This window comes from Allobosea sp. GW822-FHT05A11, assembly GCF_058800455.1.
On record NZ_JBXAMI010000004.1, the window covers coordinates 285,976 to 303,431 of the forward strand.

The 17,456-nt window shown below is 66.8% G+C and carries 19 protein-coding genes, 1 tRNA gene and 1 pseudogene; 9 read left to right on the forward strand and 12 right to left on the reverse strand.

The window, feature by feature from the left end; genetic code table 11:
- Positions 1-22 precede the first annotated feature (22 nt).
- The 4 genes and pseudogenes from AC1RLU_RS15270 to AC1RLU_RS15285 form a co-directional block, all read right to left on the reverse strand.
- Positions 23-988 (reverse strand): glycoside hydrolase family 25 protein, encoded by a 966-nt coding sequence (locus AC1RLU_RS15270; protein ID WP_082617402.1) that lies wholly within the window; start codon positions 986-988, stop codon positions 23-25.
- 349 nt (positions 989-1,337) lie between these two features.
- A pseudogene (locus tag AC1RLU_RS15275) lies at positions 1,338-2,111 on the reverse strand (glycoside hydrolase family 25 protein); the annotation flags it as partial.
- Between the two features lie 219 nt (positions 2,112-2,330).
- A tRNA-Leu gene (locus tag AC1RLU_RS15280) sits at positions 2,331-2,415 on the reverse strand.
- A gap of 125 nt (positions 2,416-2,540) precedes the next feature.
- Positions 2,541-2,810, reverse strand: coding sequence for a FliM/FliN family flagellar motor switch protein (locus AC1RLU_RS15285; protein ID WP_082617404.1), 270 nt, complete (start codon positions 2,808-2,810; stop codon positions 2,541-2,543).
- 139 nt (positions 2,811-2,949) lie between these two features.
- Here AC1RLU_RS15285 and lipB point away from each other — a divergent pair, with 139 nt between their 5' ends.
- The 3 genes from lipB (at position 2,950) to AC1RLU_RS15300 (ending at position 5,640) form a co-directional block, all read left to right on the forward strand.
- Positions 2,950-3,654, forward strand: coding sequence for a lipoyl(octanoyl) transferase LipB (lipB, locus tag AC1RLU_RS15290; protein WP_061967419.1), 705 nt, complete (start codon positions 2,950-2,952; stop codon positions 3,652-3,654).
- Positions 3,655-3,719: 65 nt separating this feature from the next.
- A complete protein-coding gene (locus tag AC1RLU_RS15295; RefSeq protein WP_091861223.1) occupies positions 3,720-3,920 on the forward strand; it encodes a hypothetical protein in 201 nt (66 codons plus the stop codon).
- 112 nt (positions 3,921-4,032) lie between these two features.
- Positions 4,033-5,640, forward strand: coding sequence for a carboxyl transferase domain-containing protein (locus AC1RLU_RS15300; RefSeq protein ID WP_492796519.1), 1,608 nt, complete (start codon positions 4,033-4,035; stop codon positions 5,638-5,640).
- Positions 5,641-5,680: 40 nt separating this feature from the next.
- Here AC1RLU_RS15300 and AC1RLU_RS15305 read toward each other — a convergent pair whose 3' ends face one another.
- From AC1RLU_RS15305 to AC1RLU_RS15315, 3 genes are all read right to left on the reverse strand, one after another.
- On the reverse strand, positions 5,681-6,217 hold the full coding sequence (locus AC1RLU_RS15305; protein WP_142111930.1) for a hypothetical protein: 537 nt from the start codon (positions 6,215-6,217) through the stop codon (positions 5,681-5,683).
- A gap of 246 nt (positions 6,218-6,463) precedes the next feature.
- Entirely contained in the window at positions 6,464-6,937 is a 474-nt protein-coding gene (locus tag AC1RLU_RS15310) for a hypothetical protein (RefSeq protein ID WP_492796520.1), read from the reverse strand.
- Positions 6,938-7,034: 97 nt separating this feature from the next.
- Entirely contained in the window at positions 7,035-8,255 is a 1,221-nt protein-coding gene (locus tag AC1RLU_RS15315) for an MFS transporter (protein WP_492796951.1), read from the reverse strand.
- 188 nt (positions 8,256-8,443) lie between these two features.
- Here AC1RLU_RS15315 and AC1RLU_RS15320 point away from each other — a divergent pair, with 188 nt between their 5' ends.
- The 4 genes from AC1RLU_RS15320 (at position 8,444) to AC1RLU_RS15335 (ending at position 12,753) form a co-directional block, all read left to right on the forward strand.
- Entirely contained in the window at positions 8,444-8,896 is a 453-nt protein-coding gene (locus AC1RLU_RS15320; protein ID WP_492796522.1) for a winged helix-turn-helix transcriptional regulator, read from the forward strand.
- A gap of 222 nt (positions 8,897-9,118) precedes the next feature.
- Positions 9,119-9,880 (forward strand): SDR family oxidoreductase, encoded by a 762-nt coding sequence (locus AC1RLU_RS15325; protein WP_492796524.1) that lies wholly within the window; start codon positions 9,119-9,121, stop codon positions 9,878-9,880.
- A gap of 163 nt (positions 9,881-10,043) precedes the next feature.
- Positions 10,044-10,736: a cation efflux transmembrane domain-containing protein gene (locus AC1RLU_RS15330; protein WP_492796525.1), complete on the forward strand. Its 693-nt coding sequence runs from the start codon at positions 10,044-10,046 to the stop codon at positions 10,734-10,736.
- 31 nt (positions 10,737-10,767) lie between these two features.
- The gene (locus AC1RLU_RS15335; protein WP_492796526.1) at positions 10,768-12,753 is read left to right on the forward strand and encodes an acetyl/propionyl/methylcrotonyl-CoA carboxylase subunit alpha; all 1,986 of its coding nucleotides are present in this window, start codon (positions 10,768-10,770) and stop codon (positions 12,751-12,753) included.
- 162 nt (positions 12,754-12,915) lie between these two features.
- On the opposite strand, the gene AC1RLU_RS15340 is transcribed toward AC1RLU_RS15335, so the two are convergent.
- Positions 12,916-13,767, reverse strand: coding sequence for an aminoglycoside phosphotransferase family protein (locus AC1RLU_RS15340; RefSeq protein WP_492796527.1), 852 nt, complete (start codon positions 13,765-13,767; stop codon positions 12,916-12,918).
- A complete protein-coding gene (locus tag AC1RLU_RS15345) occupies positions 13,764-14,531 on the reverse strand; it encodes an SDR family oxidoreductase (RefSeq protein WP_492796528.1) in 768 nt (255 codons plus the stop codon). The genes AC1RLU_RS15340 and AC1RLU_RS15345 overlap by 4 nt, the downstream gene beginning before the upstream one ends.
- A gap of 33 nt (positions 14,532-14,564) precedes the next feature.
- Between AC1RLU_RS15345 and AC1RLU_RS15350 the strand changes: the two genes are divergently transcribed.
- Both AC1RLU_RS15350 and AC1RLU_RS15355 read left to right on the forward strand, forming a co-directional pair.
- The gene (locus AC1RLU_RS15350) at positions 14,565-14,921 is read left to right on the forward strand and encodes a VOC family protein (protein WP_091861193.1); all 357 of its coding nucleotides are present in this window, start codon (positions 14,565-14,567) and stop codon (positions 14,919-14,921) included.
- 64 nt (positions 14,922-14,985) lie between these two features.
- Positions 14,986-15,423, forward strand: coding sequence for a DUF1489 family protein (locus AC1RLU_RS15355; protein ID WP_061967442.1), 438 nt, complete (start codon positions 14,986-14,988; stop codon positions 15,421-15,423).
- Positions 15,424-15,438: 15 nt separating this feature from the next.
- On the opposite strand, the gene AC1RLU_RS15360 is transcribed toward AC1RLU_RS15355, so the two are convergent.
- The 3 genes from AC1RLU_RS15360 to panC all read right to left on the reverse strand — a co-directional run bounded on the left by AC1RLU_RS15360 (position 15,439) and on the right by panC (position 17,377).
- Positions 15,439-15,936, reverse strand: coding sequence for a MarR family winged helix-turn-helix transcriptional regulator (locus AC1RLU_RS15360; RefSeq protein WP_492796530.1), 498 nt, complete (start codon positions 15,934-15,936; stop codon positions 15,439-15,441).
- A 6-nt stretch (positions 15,937-15,942) separates the two neighbouring features.
- Positions 15,943-16,395 (reverse strand): hypothetical protein, encoded by a 453-nt coding sequence (locus tag AC1RLU_RS15365; protein ID WP_492796532.1) that lies wholly within the window; start codon positions 16,393-16,395, stop codon positions 15,943-15,945.
- Between the two features lie 133 nt (positions 16,396-16,528).
- Complete coding sequence (panC, locus tag AC1RLU_RS15370; RefSeq protein ID WP_492796533.1) at positions 16,529-17,377, reverse strand: pantoate--beta-alanine ligase; 849 nt, start codon at positions 17,375-17,377, stop codon at positions 16,529-16,531.
- Positions 17,378-17,456 lie beyond the last annotated feature (79 nt).

Consider the following 17,456-nt stretch of genomic DNA (forward strand, 5'->3'; position numbering starts at 1 on the left):
GTGACAGCCGGCAAAAGGTGCTTCAGTTCTTCCCGATCGAGCCGGTGACGCCGATATCGCGGTTAGCGGCCGTGCGTGACGGGATGCGGCCGGGTGGGGCGAACTTCAGCTTGGTCCCACCGGCTGCTTTCGGAGCGCGCAGGCCGGCCGGGGTCGGTGGTGGTGTGCGGATCGCCACCTTCGGCTCGCCGCCATGCCATTTGCGCGAGCCGATGTCGAAGCGACCCTGGCGCCAGGCGTCGAATTCGCGCTCGCTGCCGAAGAAGGCGTTGCGGTCAACATCGCCGCTGACGCCCGGCACGCGGCCGGTGGTGGTGAACTGCCAGAACTCCCAGCGGTCGCGCTCATAGCGCTTCGCCAGCGGAGCGGCGGTCGAGCGCAGCCAGAACGGGTGGTCCTTGAGCTCGCCTTCCAGCACGTCCTCGTGGAAATTGATGTCGGTATAGATGATCGGCTTCTTGCCGGTGTGCTCGCGCAGGCCCTTCAGCATCTCGTTGATCTTGGCGAGCGCCAGCTCCTTCGAGATCCTGCGGGTGCATTGCGAGCCGTTCTGCCATTCGACGTCGAGCACCGGCGGCAATGCGTCGGGATCGCGGGGAATGTGCTTCTTGAACCAGCGCACCTGCTCCTTGGCCGAGCGGCACCACCAGACGAAGTGATAGGCGCCGCGCGCGACGCCGTGCTTCTTCGCCTCGGCCCAGTTGCGCTTGAAATTGGGATCGAGATGGTCGCCGCCCTCGGTCGCCTTGATGAAAGCGAAGCGCGTGCCGGCGTCCTTGACCCTCGCCCAGTCGATCTCGCCCTGCCAGCGGGAGACGTCGATGCCCTGGATCACCTTGCGCCGCGCGTCGCGGACGCCGTGATGCGGGGCGCTGTCGCCCTTCTTCGGATAGAGCGCCTGCGCTGGCTCGACGACACAGGTCAGAAGCGCCGCAAGGGCGAAGGCTCCGAGGCCTGACCGTCGACTGGTCAGCTTGCGCGCTGGCATGTGTTTCTCCTGCATCACAGGTCCAGATGCGAGGAGCGTGGTTAAGCGCCGGTTAGAATTGCGGCGCAGTCTAAGAATCAATTTCAGCTTTGGTTAACCGGCCGGATTCAGGCCCGTCGGCTCAGTCGATGACGACGGGCTCGACCTGGTTGTCGACGGCGCGCAGGGCAGAGGTGACCGCGGGCACGCTGCCGGGAACGCGCGCCATCGGCACGTCCTGCTGCGGTGCCAGCGGCTCCGGCCCGAAATCCGGGCTGGGAACGGCTGGGATCGGCGCTGGCTGCGGCGCGGGAGCAGGTTGCGGCGCCGGCGCCGGCTCCTCGCGGCGGTTCCAGCGGCGCGTGCCGATGTCGTATTCGCCGCGCAGCCAGCCGGCGAACTGGCTTTCGCTGCCGAAGAAGGCGTTGCGGTCGACATCGCCCTTGATGCCGGGCACGCGGCCGGTGGTGGTGAACTGCCAGAAGGCCCAGGGGCGGTTGCTGTAGCGGGCTTCCGGCAGCGCCGCGGTCGAGCGGATCCAGTAGGGGTAGTTGTTGAACTGCCCCTCCAGCACCTCGCGGTGGAAGGTGATGTCGGTATAGATCACCGGCTTCTTGCCGGTGAGCTCCTCGAGCTCGGTCAGCATCAGCTGGATCTTCTCGCGGGCAAGCTCGCGGTCGATCTTCTGCGGGCAGGTGCGCGAATGGCCGTTCCATTCGACATCGAGCACCGGCGGCAGGGCGTCGGGATCGTTCGGGATCTGCTGCTTGAACCAGACGGCCTGCTCATGGGCCGGGCGGCACCAGAAGACGAAGTGGTAGGCACCGCGCGGAACGCCGGCGCGGCGCGCGCCTTCCCAGTTGCGGCGGAAGTTCGGGTCGACATGGTCGCCGCCCTCGGTCGCCTTCATGTAGACGAAGCGAGTGCCGGCCGCCTTGACGGCGCTCCAGTCGATCTCGCCCTGCCAGCGCGAGATGTCGATGCCGTGGACCGGGTATTTATGCGCGGCCGCGACACCGGGATGCGGCCGGGCGTCGCCTTTCGACGGATAGCTGTCGAGCGCGACGCAGCCGCCAAGGGCCGCAAAAGCGGCGGCAGCCAGAAGGGGCAGGGCACGGAAGCTTGGCATGCGGCGGGCGTTCATATCCCGGAGAATTGCTTGGAATGCTTGACGGCCGGTTTACGTTACCAAAGTTTTGCCATCTGTCAGCCAAATCGGGGGCAGGGGTGTGTCGGGCCGCTGTGAACACGGCGAATCGCGATTGTCGCAGAACTCGAAGATTCGGGTGCAAGCGATTGGCATCGACCGGAAACACGAAAGGCGACCCGCTGGGTCGCCTTTCGTTGGACTTTCATCCGAATTTGGTGCGGTCGAGAGGACTCGAACCTCCACGGGTCTCCCCGCTACCACCTCAAGGTAGTGCGTCTACCAATTCCGCCACGACCGCAGCTCGGTTCCGGTTGCGGGCGGTGCAACCAGGGAGCGGCGCCGATCTAGCAAATCGAATCCGCTGCCACAAGGGTGTCATCGCGGAAAAACGCAGAAGCGCGATTTTTCCCCCGATCGGCCGGATCAGGCGGCCTCGGCGACGGCCTGCAGGGTGTAGATCGTCGGCCGTTTCAGCATCTGGGTGATCTCAACGGAAATCCGCGCGCCGCTGACCACGACGATTCCCTTGGCGAAAGGGTGGTTGTTGGCGAGAATCTGAACCTCGTCGGTCTCGCTGGTGTTCAATTCGATGATGGCGCCGCGGCCGAGGCGCAGCAGCTTGTAGATCGGCATTTCGGTCTGGCCGAGCACCACCGTGAGTTCCACCGGGACGAGATCGAGATCGGCCTTCAAGTCCTGCCTCCGGAACCCTACTTCAGAATTCGACCAGCGAAACTTGCCTGCCTGCCGGTTTTCGGCGCAAGAGGCGGTTCGAGGGTCGCGCCGGATGATGTCGCCGGCCCGGAAACTTTGGACGGAACATGGTTAAGCCATGGTGAAGATGCGTGAGGAGCTGGCCGTTTCCTTCCTGCCGGAAGGGGTCTCCGAGCCGGTCGAATGGGTCATAGCCGAGGGGCTCGTCGGCTATGACGACGCCGTCGCCGAAATGGAGGCCCGTGCGGGGCTGATTGCGGACGGCTTGGCGCGCGAGCGCGTCTGGCTGGTCGAGCATCCGCCGCTCTATACGGCCGGCACCTCGGCCCGTGACGAGGACCTGATCGCGCCGGAGCGCTTCCCGGTGTTCCGTTCGGGGCGGGGCGGGCAGTTCACCTATCACGGCCCCGGCCAGCGCGTGGCCTATGTCATGCTCGACCTGAAGCGGCGCCAGCCCGACCTGCGCCGTTTCGTCGCCGCGCTGGAGAGCTGGCTGATCGGCGCGCTCGACGATTTCAATATTCGCGGCGAGCGGCGCGAGGACCGCGTCGGCGTCTGGGTGCGCCGGCCGAACAAGGGGGTCGACACCGAGGACAAGATCGCGGCCATCGGTATCCGCGTGCGGCGCTGGGTCTCGTTTCACGGCATCTCGCTGAATGTCGAGCCGGAGCTGTCGCATTTCGACGGCATCGTGCCCTGCGGCGTCAGCCAATACGGCGTGACCTCGCTGGTTGATCTGGGCCTGCCGGTGACGATGCCGGAGGTCGATTCGGTGCTGCGCGAGGCGTTCGAGCGGGTGTTCGGGCCAACCGTTCAGGCCTGATTTACCATCCGTTAGCCATGCCGCCGCCATCTTCGACCCGGGCCGGGGCGAAGATGGGGATGACAATGCGAAGCGTTTTTCTGGCGGGGAGCCTCGCCGTGCTGCTGGCGGCCTGCAATACGACCGACCAGCGCATCGCCGGTGCTGCGGCCGGCGCGGGCGCCGGTGCGCTCGTCGGCGGGCCGATCGGAGCCATTGCCGGCGGCGCGATCGGCGCGGTCGCGGCGCCGTCGGTGACCGGATCGATCAACAAGATGAGCGAATGAGCCCGTCCAGCGGCGCGGATTTGCACGGCCGCGTCCGTGTGTCCGCGCCGGTTGGCGTTTTCGGCGCGGCGCGCCATAACCTCGGCAGAGATTGTTACCGAGGAGCGCGCCCGTGCCTGTCATCGAGAGCAAGGTCGATCTGAATTCGGCCGAGACGCGCGCCAATGCCGAAGCCTGGGCCGGATTGCGCGACGAGCTCCAGCAGCATCGCGCTACCGCCGCGCTCGGCGGCAATGCCAAGTCCCGCGAGCGCCATACGGCGCGCGGCAAGCTTTTGCCCCGCGAGCGCGTGCTGCGCCTGACCGATCCGGGCTCGGCCTTCCTCGAGATCGGCTCGCTCGCCGCCTTCGGCATGTATGAGGGCGATGTCCATGCCGCAGGCATGATCGCCGGCATCGGCCGCGTCGCCGGGCGCGAATGCATGATCGTCTGCAACGATGCGACGATCAAAGGCGGCACCTATTACCCGATGACGGTGAAGAAGCATCTGCGGGCGCAGGAGATCGCGCGCGAGAATCGCTTGCCCTGCATCTATCTCGTCGATTCCGGCGGCGCGAACCTGCCGCACCAGACCGAGGTCTTCCCTGACCGGGAGCATTTCGGCCGCATCTTCTACAACCAGGCGACGCTCTCGGCCGAAGGCATCCCGCAAGTCGCGGTGGTGATGGGCTCCTGCACCGCCGGCGGCGCCTATGTGCCGGCGATGTCGGACGAGACGGTGATCGTCAGGAAGCAGGGCACGATCTTCCTCGGTGGCCCGCCGCTGGTGAAGGCCGCGACCGGCGAGGTCGTCTCGGCCGAGGATCTCGGCGGCGCCGATGTCCATGCGCGCCTCTCGGGCGTCGCCGACCATTATGCCGGCGACGATACCCATGCGCTCGCCATCGCCCGGCGCATCGCCGGCAACCTCAACAGCGTCAAGCGCCCGGATCTCGACATCGCCGAGCCGGTCGAGCCGCTCTACGACCCGGCCGAGCTCGAAGCCGTCGTGCCGACCGACCTCAAGAAGCAATACGACATCCGCGAGGTGATCGCGCGGCTGGTCGACGGCTCGGAATTCGACGAGTTCAAGAAGCTCTACGGCACGACCTTGGTGACCGGCTTCGCCCGCATCCACGGCATCCCGGTCGGCATCATCGCCAATAACGGCATCCTGTTCTCGGAAAGCGCGGTCAAGGGCGCGCATTTCATCGAATTGTGCTGCCAGCGGCGGATTCCGCTGCTCTTCCTGCAGAACATCACCGGCTTCATGGTCGGCCGCGATGTCGAGACGCGCGGCATCGCCAAGGACGGCGCCAAGCTGGTCACGGCGGTGGCTTCGGCGCGGGTGCCGAAGATCACGGTGCTGGTCGGCGGCTCCTTCGGCGCCGGCAATTACGGCATGTGCGGCCGGGCCTATTCGCCGCGCTTCCTGTTCACCTGGCCGAATTCGCGCATCTCGGTGATGGGCGGCGAGCAGGCGGCGAGCGTGCTCGCGACCGTGCGCCGCGACAATATCGAGGCCGAGGGCAAGAGCTGGCCTCCTGCCGAGGAGGAGGCATTCAAGGCGCCGATCCGCAATCGCTATGAAGAGGAAGGCTCGCCCTATTTCGCGACGGCGCGGCTCTGGGACGACGGCATCATCCTGCCCTCGGAGACGCGGCGCGTGCTGGCGCTGGCCTTCTCCGCGACGCTGAACGCCGAGGTGCCCGAGACCAAGTTCGGCGTGTTCCGGATGTAATAGGGCTCGGATGAGGCAGGTGTAACCCGCGCCTTGTCCCCTAGTTCTTCACAGTCGAAACGATGCGAACTTCGCCCGGCGCGGTCTGTGGGGCGGGCCGCTCGACCTGCAGAGCCGTCGCCGCTCCGGCCTTGAATGCCCTGACCGCACCGTTGAAATAGTCGGTGAACGCCCGGATACGGCTGCGCTCCTTCAGCGAGACGAGGCGCGTTCTCAGAAGGTCCTCGAAGTCGGACCGGCGTCGCTCGCCCCTGTTGCCGTTGAAGACGACGATCTTGCCCGGCAGAACCACGACATCTCCCTTGCGAAGGGTCGGGTCGCTCAAGAACCAGTTGGGGTCCTTCACCGGGTCCATCGGCGTGACCAGGACGGGCGGTCGCTCGACCTGCACCTTCTTCGGCGCCTTGGCCGATCGCCGCTTGGCGCGGATCGTCATCTCCAGCGGCGTCGAGACATAGGGCGTTTCGGTGCGAGGCGGCGGGCCAAGCAGAAAGTCAAGAAAGCCGGCATAAGCGGGCCGCAGAGCGAAAAGCTCCAGAACAAATACGCTTGCAACGACAACGACGGCGCTTTTCATGGAATGCACCAATCCCTAGGCATACGCATATTCGACAGTGGGGATAACATCTGTCCTTTTTCATTCCAAGCTATCGATGCGCCAAGTCCACAATGGCGTTAACCGCCGTCATACGCTGCTAACATCTTGTTCAGTATGATCTGAAAACGGGGTCGCAGTCCGTTAGCAGATCGTCATGACAGAGACATTGCAGGCGCTGCCGCCCTGACAGGCGCGCGGTTTGAACGCACCCCCGCGCGTCCGCTCTCAGCGCAATTCGATCTTCACGACCTCGTAAACGGCTCGCGCTCCGCGCTTGTCGCCGGGTGCCACGAGGCGCCAGCCGCCGTCGAGCGCCTTGCCGTCCACCGCCGAGACGAGAAGCAGGGGCAGGTTGCCGAAATCGGGATGGATCTCGCCGACCGAGAAGGCGATCTGGTAACCGTCCCTGGCGCTGACGAGGAAGGTCTTCTTCAATTGCTCTGCTGGCTTGAGGCCACCGAGCGCCTTGTTGGCCTGCAGGACGTCCCAGAGCAGCACGCCCTTGTAGCGTCGCGTCGCCGGCCCTTTCGACGTCTCGAAAGCCACCTCGCGTTCGGCGACGGGCAGGGCCGCGAGCGATTGCGGTGTCAGCTGGATCGGCGCGGAGCCGATGCCGGTGAGCGCGACGGCAGGCTCCTCGGCGCGGAGCACCGGGACGGCTGCGAACAAGGCGAGCAGGATCAGCAGGGGGCGAAGCAAGGCGAGCATCCTCTGTGGCGTTCGGCGCTATCAGGGCATCATCGGCTGTGCCTGTCGATATCGGATATGTGCCGCTTCCCGATGACCCTCTCGGCTCTCAAATGTGCAGTGGCATCGTGGCCGCGGCTGGCGTCGCCCTTCGCGTCGCGATCCAGAACAGCAGCGTGGCCAGGCTGATCGCGGCGCCCAGCACGCAGACTCCGGTCCAGCCCGCATGGGCGTAGACGACGGTCGAGACCGACGAGCCGGCGGCGCTCCCGATGGGATAGAAGACCATGTAGGCTGCCGTCAGGCGGTTCTGCGCCTCGGGCCGGACCCGGTAGATCATCGCCTGATTGGTGACATGGACGGCCTGAAGCCCGAAATCGATGATCAGCACCCCGGCGATCAGCCACAGGATCGAGCTGTGCAACTGGGCGATCAGCAGCCAGGACAGCAGCATCAATCCCAATGCGATTCCCGTGGTGCGCTGGCCATGGCCCCGGTCGGTCCATCGTCCGGCGCGGGTGGCGCCCAGCGCGCCTGCCACGCCGGCCAGTCCGAACAGGCCGATCTGCGTATGCGAAAGGGAGAAGGGCGGGGCGCTCAGCGGCAGGACGAGCGGAGCGAGCAGCGTCGTGATGTTCGCGAAGATCAGCATGGCGATGATCCCGCGAATGCGCAGGACGGGCTCCTTGACGATCAGCGTGACCAGCGAGGTGATGAGGCGGCCATAGGAGAGACCGTGGGCAGCACGCTCCTGCCGCGGCAGCATCCGCCAGAGCAGGATCGTGATCGCCAGCGTCAGCACCGCGGAAGCGAAATACACGGTTCGCCAGCCGGATAGGTCGGTCAGGGCGCCTGCGACGGTCCGCGCCAGCAGGATGCCGACGACGATTCCGCTCGTGACGATGCCGACGACGTGGCCCCGCTCGGACGGGTGCGCCAGGCTCGCGGCATAGGCGACGAGCGCCTGTGTCACCACGGCCAGAAGCCCGACCGCAGCCATCGCGCCGAGCAGCATCGCGGCCGATTGCGAAAAGCCGACGCTGGCGAGCGCAAGCACGGAGAGCAGGGACTGCCCGAGAATGAGCTTGCGGCGATCGAGCAGATCGCCCAGCGGGACGAGGAGGAACAGGCCGAGGCCGTAGCCGAGTTGTGTCGCGCCGACGATCAGCCCGGCTATGGTCCGCGACAGGCCGAGATCGTCGGCCATCACGTCGAGCAGGGGATGGGCGAAATAAGCGTTCGCCACCGCCAGTCCGCTGGCGACGGCGAAGAGCAGGATGGTCCGGCCATTCAGGGGAGCGGGCGGGGCGGTCCCTGCCGGCGAGGCCATAGCGGCCGGCTTTTGCGGACATGCGTCCTCCTTCGCGGGCGCCGATGGCGCCGCGTCCTGATCCAATTTCATTGCAGACTCCGGGTGGTTTGGTTTTATAATGAAACCGAGACGAGCTGTAACGATATTGGTTTTATCATGCAACCGAAAATGCCGCTGCCGGCACGAAGCGGGGAAAGGCTGCGCTGATGGTCGCCCGCAAGAGCCTCAAGGGGGATTATTGTCCGAGCGCGCGGTCTCTCGACGTGATCGGGGACTGGTGGTCGCTCTTGATCGTCCGCGATGCCTTCGACGGAATGACCCGCTTCGGCGAATTCCAGAAGAGTCTCGGGATCGCCAAGAACATCCTGACGGATCGGCTGAAGACGCTCGTCCAAAGCGGTATTCTCGAAGCCGTTCCCATCGGTGACGGCAATGCGCGCCTGGAATATCGCCTGACGACGGTGGGCAAGGACCTCTTCCCCGTGATGGTCGCGCTGCGACAATTCGGCGAGCGCCATCTTTTCGCGCCGGAGGAGGAGCGCTCGCGACTCGTCGAGCGCGAGACCGGCCTGTCGGTGCGCCTGGATGTTCGCACCGAAGACGGCCGCACGATCGGCCCCGATCAGGCGGTCATCCTGAAAGTGCCCGAGCCGGATTGAACGCCTGACCCGCTTCGGCTCCGTCCATGTCGCTGGCCGCAAGCCAAGGCGGCGGTTCAGGCTGGTCTTCGCGTCGCCCTCCCGACTACACCGATAAGGCAGGGCCGGCGGGCGGCAAGCGCATGAAACGACGGCCGCCTCATGGTTCCCCTGGGCGGTTTCGCCCGTTATGGTCGGATGCCATCTCAAACGATTTAGGCCTAGGGAAACACGGGGAAACGCATGTCTGGGCATAACAAGGTCGCGATCATCACCGGCGCCGGCTCGGGCGTGGGGCGCTCGGTCGCCATCGCCTTCCTGAAGGACGGCTACCGCACCGTGCTGGCCGGCCGCCGCGCCGAGGCGCTGGAGGAGACGATCGCGCTCTCCGGCGCCGACAAGGGCCGCGCGCTCGCGGTGCCGACCGATGTCACCGACAAGGCCTCGGTCGAGAACCTGTTCGCCAGGACCAAGGCCGCGTTCGGCCGCGTCGACGTTCTCTTCAACAATGCCGGCGTCAATGCGCCGGGCGGCGTGCTGCTGGAGGACCTTTCGCTTGAGGACTGGCAGAAGGTCGTCGACACCAACCTGACCGGACCCTTCCTCTGCACCCAGGCCGCCTTCAGGGCGATGAAGGACCAGGAACCGCGCGGCGGGCGCATCATCAATAACGGCTCGATCTCGGCCCATGCGCCGCGGCCGAACTCCGTCGCCTATACCGCGACGAAGCATGCGATCTCGGGCCTGACCAAGACGGCCGCGCTCGACGGGCGCAAATACGACATCGCGGTCGGGCAGGTCGATATCGGCAATGCGCTGACCGAGATGGCGAAGAAGATGACGACCGGCGTGCCGCAGGCGGACGGCTCGGTGAAGGTCGAGCCGGTGATGGATGTCGACCATGTCGCGACGACCGTGCTGCACATGGCCGGCCTGCCTCTCGAAGCGAACGTGCTCTTCGTCACGGTGATGGCGACCAAGGCTCCGCTCGTCGGGCGCGGGTGAGGAGCACTCCTCCCGTTCGCCTTCCCCTTGCCGTCATCCCGGGCGGAGCGCAGCGTAAACCCGGGATCCATTCCGGAACGGCTCAGCATGGATCCCGGATCGGCGCCGCTGACGCGGCTTGTCCGGGATGACAGGGGTGAGGGTGGCCGCAGCGGCGCAAGACGTGGATGGTCGAGACAAGCCCGACCATGACGGGGGCGGAGAAGGCTCGACATCGAGTCCCGCCGTCGCCCGCGCCTATACGCTGACGATCTGGGCCATTGCGCTCGGCATCCTGATCCAGGCGATGGCCACCGTCGCCTGGGCGCTCGCCATCGGCAATGTCCAGCTCTTCAAGGATGGCGTCGACTGGGTCTATGACGTCGCGCTCTACGGTATTGCGGCGATCGTCTTCGGCCGCGATGCGCGGATCGAGCGGCTCGCGGCCGTCGCGATCGGGGCGGTCATGGCGGTCGCCGGGCTGCACACGCTCTACGATCTCTGGGACAAGATCGCCCGGCCGCGGCCGATCGAGGTCTGGACGCTCGGCTTCGCCGCCGCGAGCGCCATCGTCATCGCCTTCCTCGTGGTCGCGGCGCTCTGGCGCTTCCGGCGCGAGCAGAACCCGGTCATCAAGGCGACCTGGCTGTCGAGCCGCAACGACACGATCTCGACGACCGGCTTCGCGCTGGTCGGCCTCGCCGCCCGCGTCGCTCCGATGCGCTGGCCGGAATATCTGTTCGATCTCGTCGTCGCCGGCATCTGCTTCCAGGCGACATGGGCGATCTGGCGCTCGCTGCGGCGGAGCGCGGAAACGGAAGCGTCCCAAACCGGTTTGCGCAACAAGGCGCAGACAGACGCCACGGGCGGGCTATAAAGGCGGCACGTCTCCTGAGGATGCCGCCGCCATGACGATCACCGCCAAGCTGCCCTCCATCCTGATCGCCAATCGCGGCGAGATCGCCTGCCGCGTGATCCGCACGGCGAGGCGGCTGGGCCTGCGCACCATCGCCGTCTATTCGGACGCCGATGCCGAGGCGCTGTTCGTCGAGATGGCGGACGAGGCCTACCATATCGGCCCGGCCCCCGCCCGTGAGAGCTATCTCGACGCCAACAAGATTCTCGCCGTGGCGAAGGAGGCGGGCGCTGCCTGCATCCATCCGGGCTATGGCTTCCTCTCCGAGAATGCGGAATTCGCCGATGCCTGCGCCGCAGCGGGCATCGTCTTCGTCGGCCCACCCGCCTCGGCCATCCGGGCCATGGGCCTGAAGGACGCCGCCAAGGCGCTGGTCGAGAAAGCCGATGTGCCGGTGGTGCCGGGCTATCACGGCGCCGAGCAGGGCGCCGATTTCCTCCGCTCGGAAGCGCGGCGCATCGGCTACCCCGTGCTGATCAAGGCGGTCGCCGGCGGCGGCGGCAAGGGCATGAAGAAGGTCGACCGGCCCGAGGATTTCGACGATGCGCTGACCAGCGCCCAGCGTGAGGGCAAGAACGCCTTCGGCGATGCGCGCGTGCTGGTCGAGAAATACGTGCTTTCGCCGCGCCATGTCGAAATCCAGGTGTTCGGCGACAGCCATGGCAACGTCGTCCATCTCTACGAGCGCGACTGTTCGCTGCAGCGACGCCACCAGAAGGTGATCGAGGAGGCGCCGGCGCCGGGCATGAGCGCCGAGGTCCGCGCCGCCATGGGCAAGGCCGCGACGGAGGCCGCCAGGGCCGTCGGCTATGTCGGGGCCGGCACGGTCGAATTCATTGCCGACGGGCGCGACGGGCTGAAGGCCGACGGATTCTGGTTCATGGAGATGAACACGCGTCTCCAGGTCGAGCATCCGGTGACGGAGGCGATCACCGGGCTCGATCTCGTCGAGTTGCAGTTGAAGGTCGCGGCGGGCGAGCCGCTCGGCTTCACACAGGCCGATGTGACGGCCAAGGGCCATGCGGTCGAGGCGCGGCTTTATGCCGAGGACCCCGAGAAAGGCTTCCTGCCTTCGACCGGCAAGCTCTGCGCGCTGCAATTCCCGGAGGGCGAGGGCATCCGAATCGATACCGGCGTCGAGGCCGGCGATACCGTGACGCCGTTCTACGACCCGATGATCGCCAAGGTCATCGCCCACGGGTCTACGAGGGACGAGGCGCTCGACCGGCTGGGCGCGGCTTTGGGCGAGACGGTGGTGGCCGGCCCGCGCACCAATCTCGCCTTCCTGAAGAAGCTGACCGAAGCGGAAGGCTTCCGCGAGGGGCCGTTCGATACCGGCTTCATCGACCGCAATATCAGCGCGCTCGGCGCCGAGCCGCAGCCGCTCGATGCCGCTGCGGTCGCGGCGGCGGCCCTGCAGCTTGAGGAGGAGCGGCAGGCGGCCGGCATGATCGCGGCAGCCGGCCGGGTCGAGGGCGAATCCCGCTCGCCCTGGCTCGACCCGGACGCCTTCTCGCTGATGCCACGCCAGCCGCTCGGCCTGCCGCTGACGGTCGATGGCGAGCGCATCGAAGCGCGGATCGAATGGCATGGCGACGATGCGCGCGTCAGCCTGCCCGGTCACGAGATCGGCGAAGGCGAGCACGAGATCGCGCTGGCCGAAGGCGAGGGCGGCACCTGGTTCGCGCTGCATCGCGGCCGGCAGACAGCCGTGTCGCTGTTCGATCCGTTCAGTGTCGATCTTGACGCGGCAGCGGGCTCTGGCGGCGTGGTCAAGGCGCCGATGCACGGCAAGCTCGTCGCGCTCTTCGTCGCACCGGGCGAGGCCGTGACCAAAGGCCAGCGCCTCGCCATCGTCGAGGCGATGAAGATGGAGCATGTGCTGACCGCCCCGCGCGACGGCATTGTCAGCGAGGTCGTGGGCGAGCCCGGCGCGCAGGTGGCCGAGGGCGCGAAGGTGGTCGTGCTGGGGGAATAGACGAGTTAGCGGAATCGCTTGCTGGCGATTGCTGAGGTTTTGATTCAGGTAGGGCCGTCGTGCTCGGGCTTGACCCGAGCATCTCGGAAACCAGTGCCTTCTCGTCTAGAGATTCTCGGGTCTACGCTCCGCTTCGCCCGAGAATGACGCCGCAACGGCGTTTCACTGGCGTGCATCCAAAGCCACGATCGCCCGCTCCGCGACGGCGTGATTGATCTCCGCCAGCGGGTCCTCGTCCTCGAGGAACCAGCTTGCCGACAACCCGCACCAGGCGATGATCCAGCGCAGCAGGCGCTGACGCTCCAGCCCCGACTTCGCCAGCACGATCTCCAGCCGACGCTCGAAGGCACCCGCCGCGACGGCAACCGGCGGCTCGGGATCGGCGAGATCTGGGTCGCAGAACAGGATCGTATATTCGAAGGCGCGGTCGCCGATCACCGCTTTCGGATCGATGGCGAGCCAGCCGCGAGCCTCGAAATCGAGGACATTGTCGTGATGCAGGTCGGCATGGAGCGGCAGGATCTCCTGCTGGGCGGGCAGGAGCATGCTCGCCTCCGCCGCAGCGCGAGCGAGCAGGCCGCCGTGCTTCGCCGCCGCCGGAAACAGGTCCCTGAACCAGGTGTCGAGCGCGATCAGTCCGGCTGGCGCCGGGCCGCGCGGTTTCTGAAGAGCCGCAATGGCGTCGCAGAGGATGACGGTGGCGTCGGCGTCTCCCGTGGCGCCGCTGCGGGCCATGGCTGCCAGCGAGCGCTTTCCGGTGGCACGCTCGATCAGCATGGCCTCGCCGTTCTCGCTGCGGGCGAGCAGGCGGGCGGCGCCGTCGCCGTTCCAGTATTCCAGCGGCAGGTAGCCGCGCCGCTCGTCCTCGACCTCGGGCAGCTTCAGCATGGCAGGCGCGCTGCCTTGCAGGACGGGCAGCAGGTGGCTGGCATGGGTCCTGATCGGCTCGCCGTCCGGAACGAGACCCCAGCGGATCAGCCAGGGGTCGAAAACCTTCACGGAGATGTCGCTCATCCGCGCCCGATGACCGGGAACTGCTCGGCCTCGTAGATCTGGCCGGAGACTGGCGCGCTGTCCTCGGAGAGCCAGAAGGCGGTATGGGCGGCGATCTCCTCCGGCTGCATGATCCGGCCGGTCGGGGCGTCGCGCAGCGGCAGGTGGTTCTGCCAGCCGGGCTTGCGACCCTCGCGCTGCTGGGTCGCGTCCTCGTTGGCGGTCCAGGTCCAGCCGACATTGAGCTGGTTGGCGCGGATGCGTTCGGGGCCGAGCGTATTGGCGAGGTTGCGCGTCATCGTCATCAGCGCGCCCTTCGACATCGAATAGACCGTGAGGTTGGAGAGGCCGCAATAGGCGTTGATCGAGCCGACGGTGACGATCGCACCGGGCGATTTCTGGGCGCGGAAGGCGCGGATGGCAGCCTCGGCGCAAAGCAGGGGCGCGCGGGTGTTGATCGCGAACATATGGTCGAAGAAGGCCGCTGTGGTCTCGGTCAGGATGCCGCGCGGGTAGATGCCGGCATTGTTGACGAGCCCGTCGATGCGGCCGAAGGCTGCGATCGTTGCATCGACGATGGCTTGCGCGGTCGCGGGCTCCGCGAGATCGCCGGTCACACCGGCGGAGACCGTGCCGAGCTTGGCGACGGCGGCATCGACTTCGGCGGCGTCGCGGCCGTGGATCAACACCCTGGCGCCCTCAGTGACGAGACGCTCGGCCATCGCGAAGCCGATGCCGGTGGAGGAGCCGGTGACGAGGATGGCCTTGCCTGCTAGTCCGCGCATGGGAAGCGTCCGTGTCTGGTTCGGGAGGTCGGAATGATCGTGAAGCGAATCGTCGCGAACATCGCAACCGCGGAGCCAGGGTTGGCGCAAGCGTTCTATGGCGATCTCTTCGGCCTCACGCTCGCCATGGATCATGGCTGGATTCAGACTTATGCGGCTGAAGTCGTATCGGGCGCGCCGCAACTGAGCTTCGCCTCCGAGGGCGGCTCGGGCGCGCCGGTGCCCGATCTCTCGATCGAGGTCGACGATCTCGATGCGGTGCTCGATCGAGCGCGTGCCGCCGGTCATGCGATCACATATGGTCCGGTCGACGAGCCCTGGGGTGTCCGGCGCTTCTTCCTGCGCGACCCGTTCGGGCGGCTCGTCAACGTGCTGGCCCATCGGGCCTGAGCCGGGCTGTGGAGAAGCGTAGCAGAGACTGGCCTGGCGGCCGGCGCAGGCCTATTTTGAGGTCATGTCCCTTCATCTGCTCAAGCTCTGCGTCGGCGCCGAATCGATCGTTGATCTTGAGGAATGGATCGCGGAACGCCAGGCGCAGCGCCGTGCCCGCGGCGAGCCGGCCGAGCAATTGCACACCACGCGGATGGTGCCGAAGAAGATCGAGGAGATTCTCAGCGGCGGCTCGCTCTACTGGGTGATCAAGGGCCAGATCTCGGCCCGCCAGCGCCTGATGGATATCCGCCCCTTCACCGACGCGGACGGCATCGGCCGCTGCCATCTGGTGATGGAGCCGATCGTGGTGCCGGTCGAGCCGCGGCCGTTCCGCCCCTTCCAGGGCTGGCGCTACCTGCAGGCGAAAGACGCGCCGCGAGATCTCTCCGAGCATGGCGGCGATCTCGGCGAGATGCCGGAAGAGCTGCGGCGCGAGCTGGCGGGGCTGGGATTGTTGTAGCAGGCAGGCCGCGCATCAGCGCGGTTCGGTTGTATCGGATACGGCTGGAGCCGGCGTGGCGAGGTCCCGGGTGCAGCGGGCGAGCAGTTCCGTGCTGCGTGTCAGGAAGTCGGTGACGGCCTGTAACGTCTGGTCGTCGAAGCTCGACCAAAGCGCCTGCATCGCGATCCTGCGCGGCTCATAGGCGGCCTCGATCGGGGCTGTCGCTGCCCGCACGACGCTGATCAGCATCCGCCTCCGATCGGCTGCGTCCCTGCGACGGGTGACATAGCCACGCCGTTCCAGTCGATCGATGAGCGCCGTGACCGAACCCGAGGTCAGGCCGGTGGCGGCAGCGAGTTCGCCGGCCGTGACGGTTTCGCGCAGGAAGACGAGGTCGAGCACCTCCAGATCAGTCGGGTGCAGCCCGACATGCCTGGCCATGGCGGCGCCGCTGAGCACGCTCTGCGCGCCCATGCGCCTGACGGCCTCACCAAGCTGCCGCAAGAGCGCGTCCTTGTCGCGATCCGACATGGCGGGTCAGATGCCGGTGCCGTGGAGCGCTGTCCGGAACGCCATGAGCAAGGCTGCCAGCGTCGCGAGATCGAGGGGCATTCGCAGGCGGCTCCGGCTGGTCCAGCGCCGCGCCGCTTCGAGCGATACGTCGTCAGCCCTCGCGCGTTCGAAGGCGAGGGCCTTGGGGATGAAGTCCAGCGCCGACCAGATGCGCATCGCTGCATGGATGGCGAGGGCGATCAGAAGCCATTGCCGAATGCCGGCTGCCTGCCAGGCCGCCACCAGCGCGGCGATCAGCAGAAGCTCGAACACGGCATGCGCCGCTATCCAGAAGCGTTTGCGGGACACTCCGCCATGCTGGGGCTGCACCAGAGACGGGCGGTGCGGCCAGGCCGGATCGAGCACGGCGAACTCGTAAAGCCCGCCGCCGATGCCGATCGCCGCCGCCAGGATCGCCATGCCGATGAGCACCTCCATGGGCGTTGCCTCCGTCCTGCGCCGGTCACTTGAAGGGGTTTTGCCGATACTGCCCCGATTTATCTTGACGATCAAGATAAATCGGGAAGGCTCTCTTGCTTCCGCGAGCCGGCGAAGAGTGGCGTTGCCGCCGCTAGACGGGAATATTGTCGAGCAGGCGCGTGCTGCCGATGCGGGCGGCGAGGATCAGGCGGATCGGCCCATCCGCCAGCGAGGCGATCGGCGCCAGCGTCTCGGCATGGCGCGCTTCCAGGTAGTCGAGCTCGAAGCCGGCGGTGATGATCGCGTTCTGGGCCTCGGTGACCGCCTTGAGCAGGTCGTCGCGGTTGCGCAGGCGGGCGGCGAGATCCTGCATCACCTGATGCAGCAGGGGCGCCAATGCCCGGTGCTCCTCCGAGAGATAGCGGTTGCGCGAGGACATGGCGAGGCCGTCGGCCTCGCGGATCGTCGGGAGCGGGATGACGTCGATGCCGAGGTCGAGATCAGCGGCCATGCGGGTCACGACCTTGAGCTGCTGGTAGTCCTTCTCGCCGAAGATCGCATGGTCGGCGCGCGACTGCGTGAAGAGCTTGCAGCAGATCGTCGCGACGCCCTCGAAATGCGTCGGGCGGAAGCGGTCCTCCAGTCCGACGGCAGCGGGGCCCAGAAGCAGGACGCGGGTCGCGAAGCCGGCCGGGTACATTTCCTCGACGGCGGGAAAGAAGACCGCATCGGCACCGGCCGCGACGAGCTTGGCGCAATCGTCGTCGAAGGTGCGCGGGTATTTCTTGAAGTCCTCATGCGGGGCGAATTGCGTCGGGTTGACGAAGATCGTGACGATGACGCGCTTCGCATGGCGCTGGCCTTCCGTGACCAGCGCGATATGGCCCTCGTGCAGCGCGCCCATGGTCGGCACCAGCGCAACCTTTTCGCCGGCAGCGTGCCAGCCGGCGACGGCCTCGCGCATCGCGGCAACCGTCTCGAAGATCGTGATTCCAGTCACTCGCGCATCCTCCGTTCGGCGCACGGGTAGCAAATGCGGCCGCCATGGCCAATATCAGGGCCAGGGGATGATTCAGACG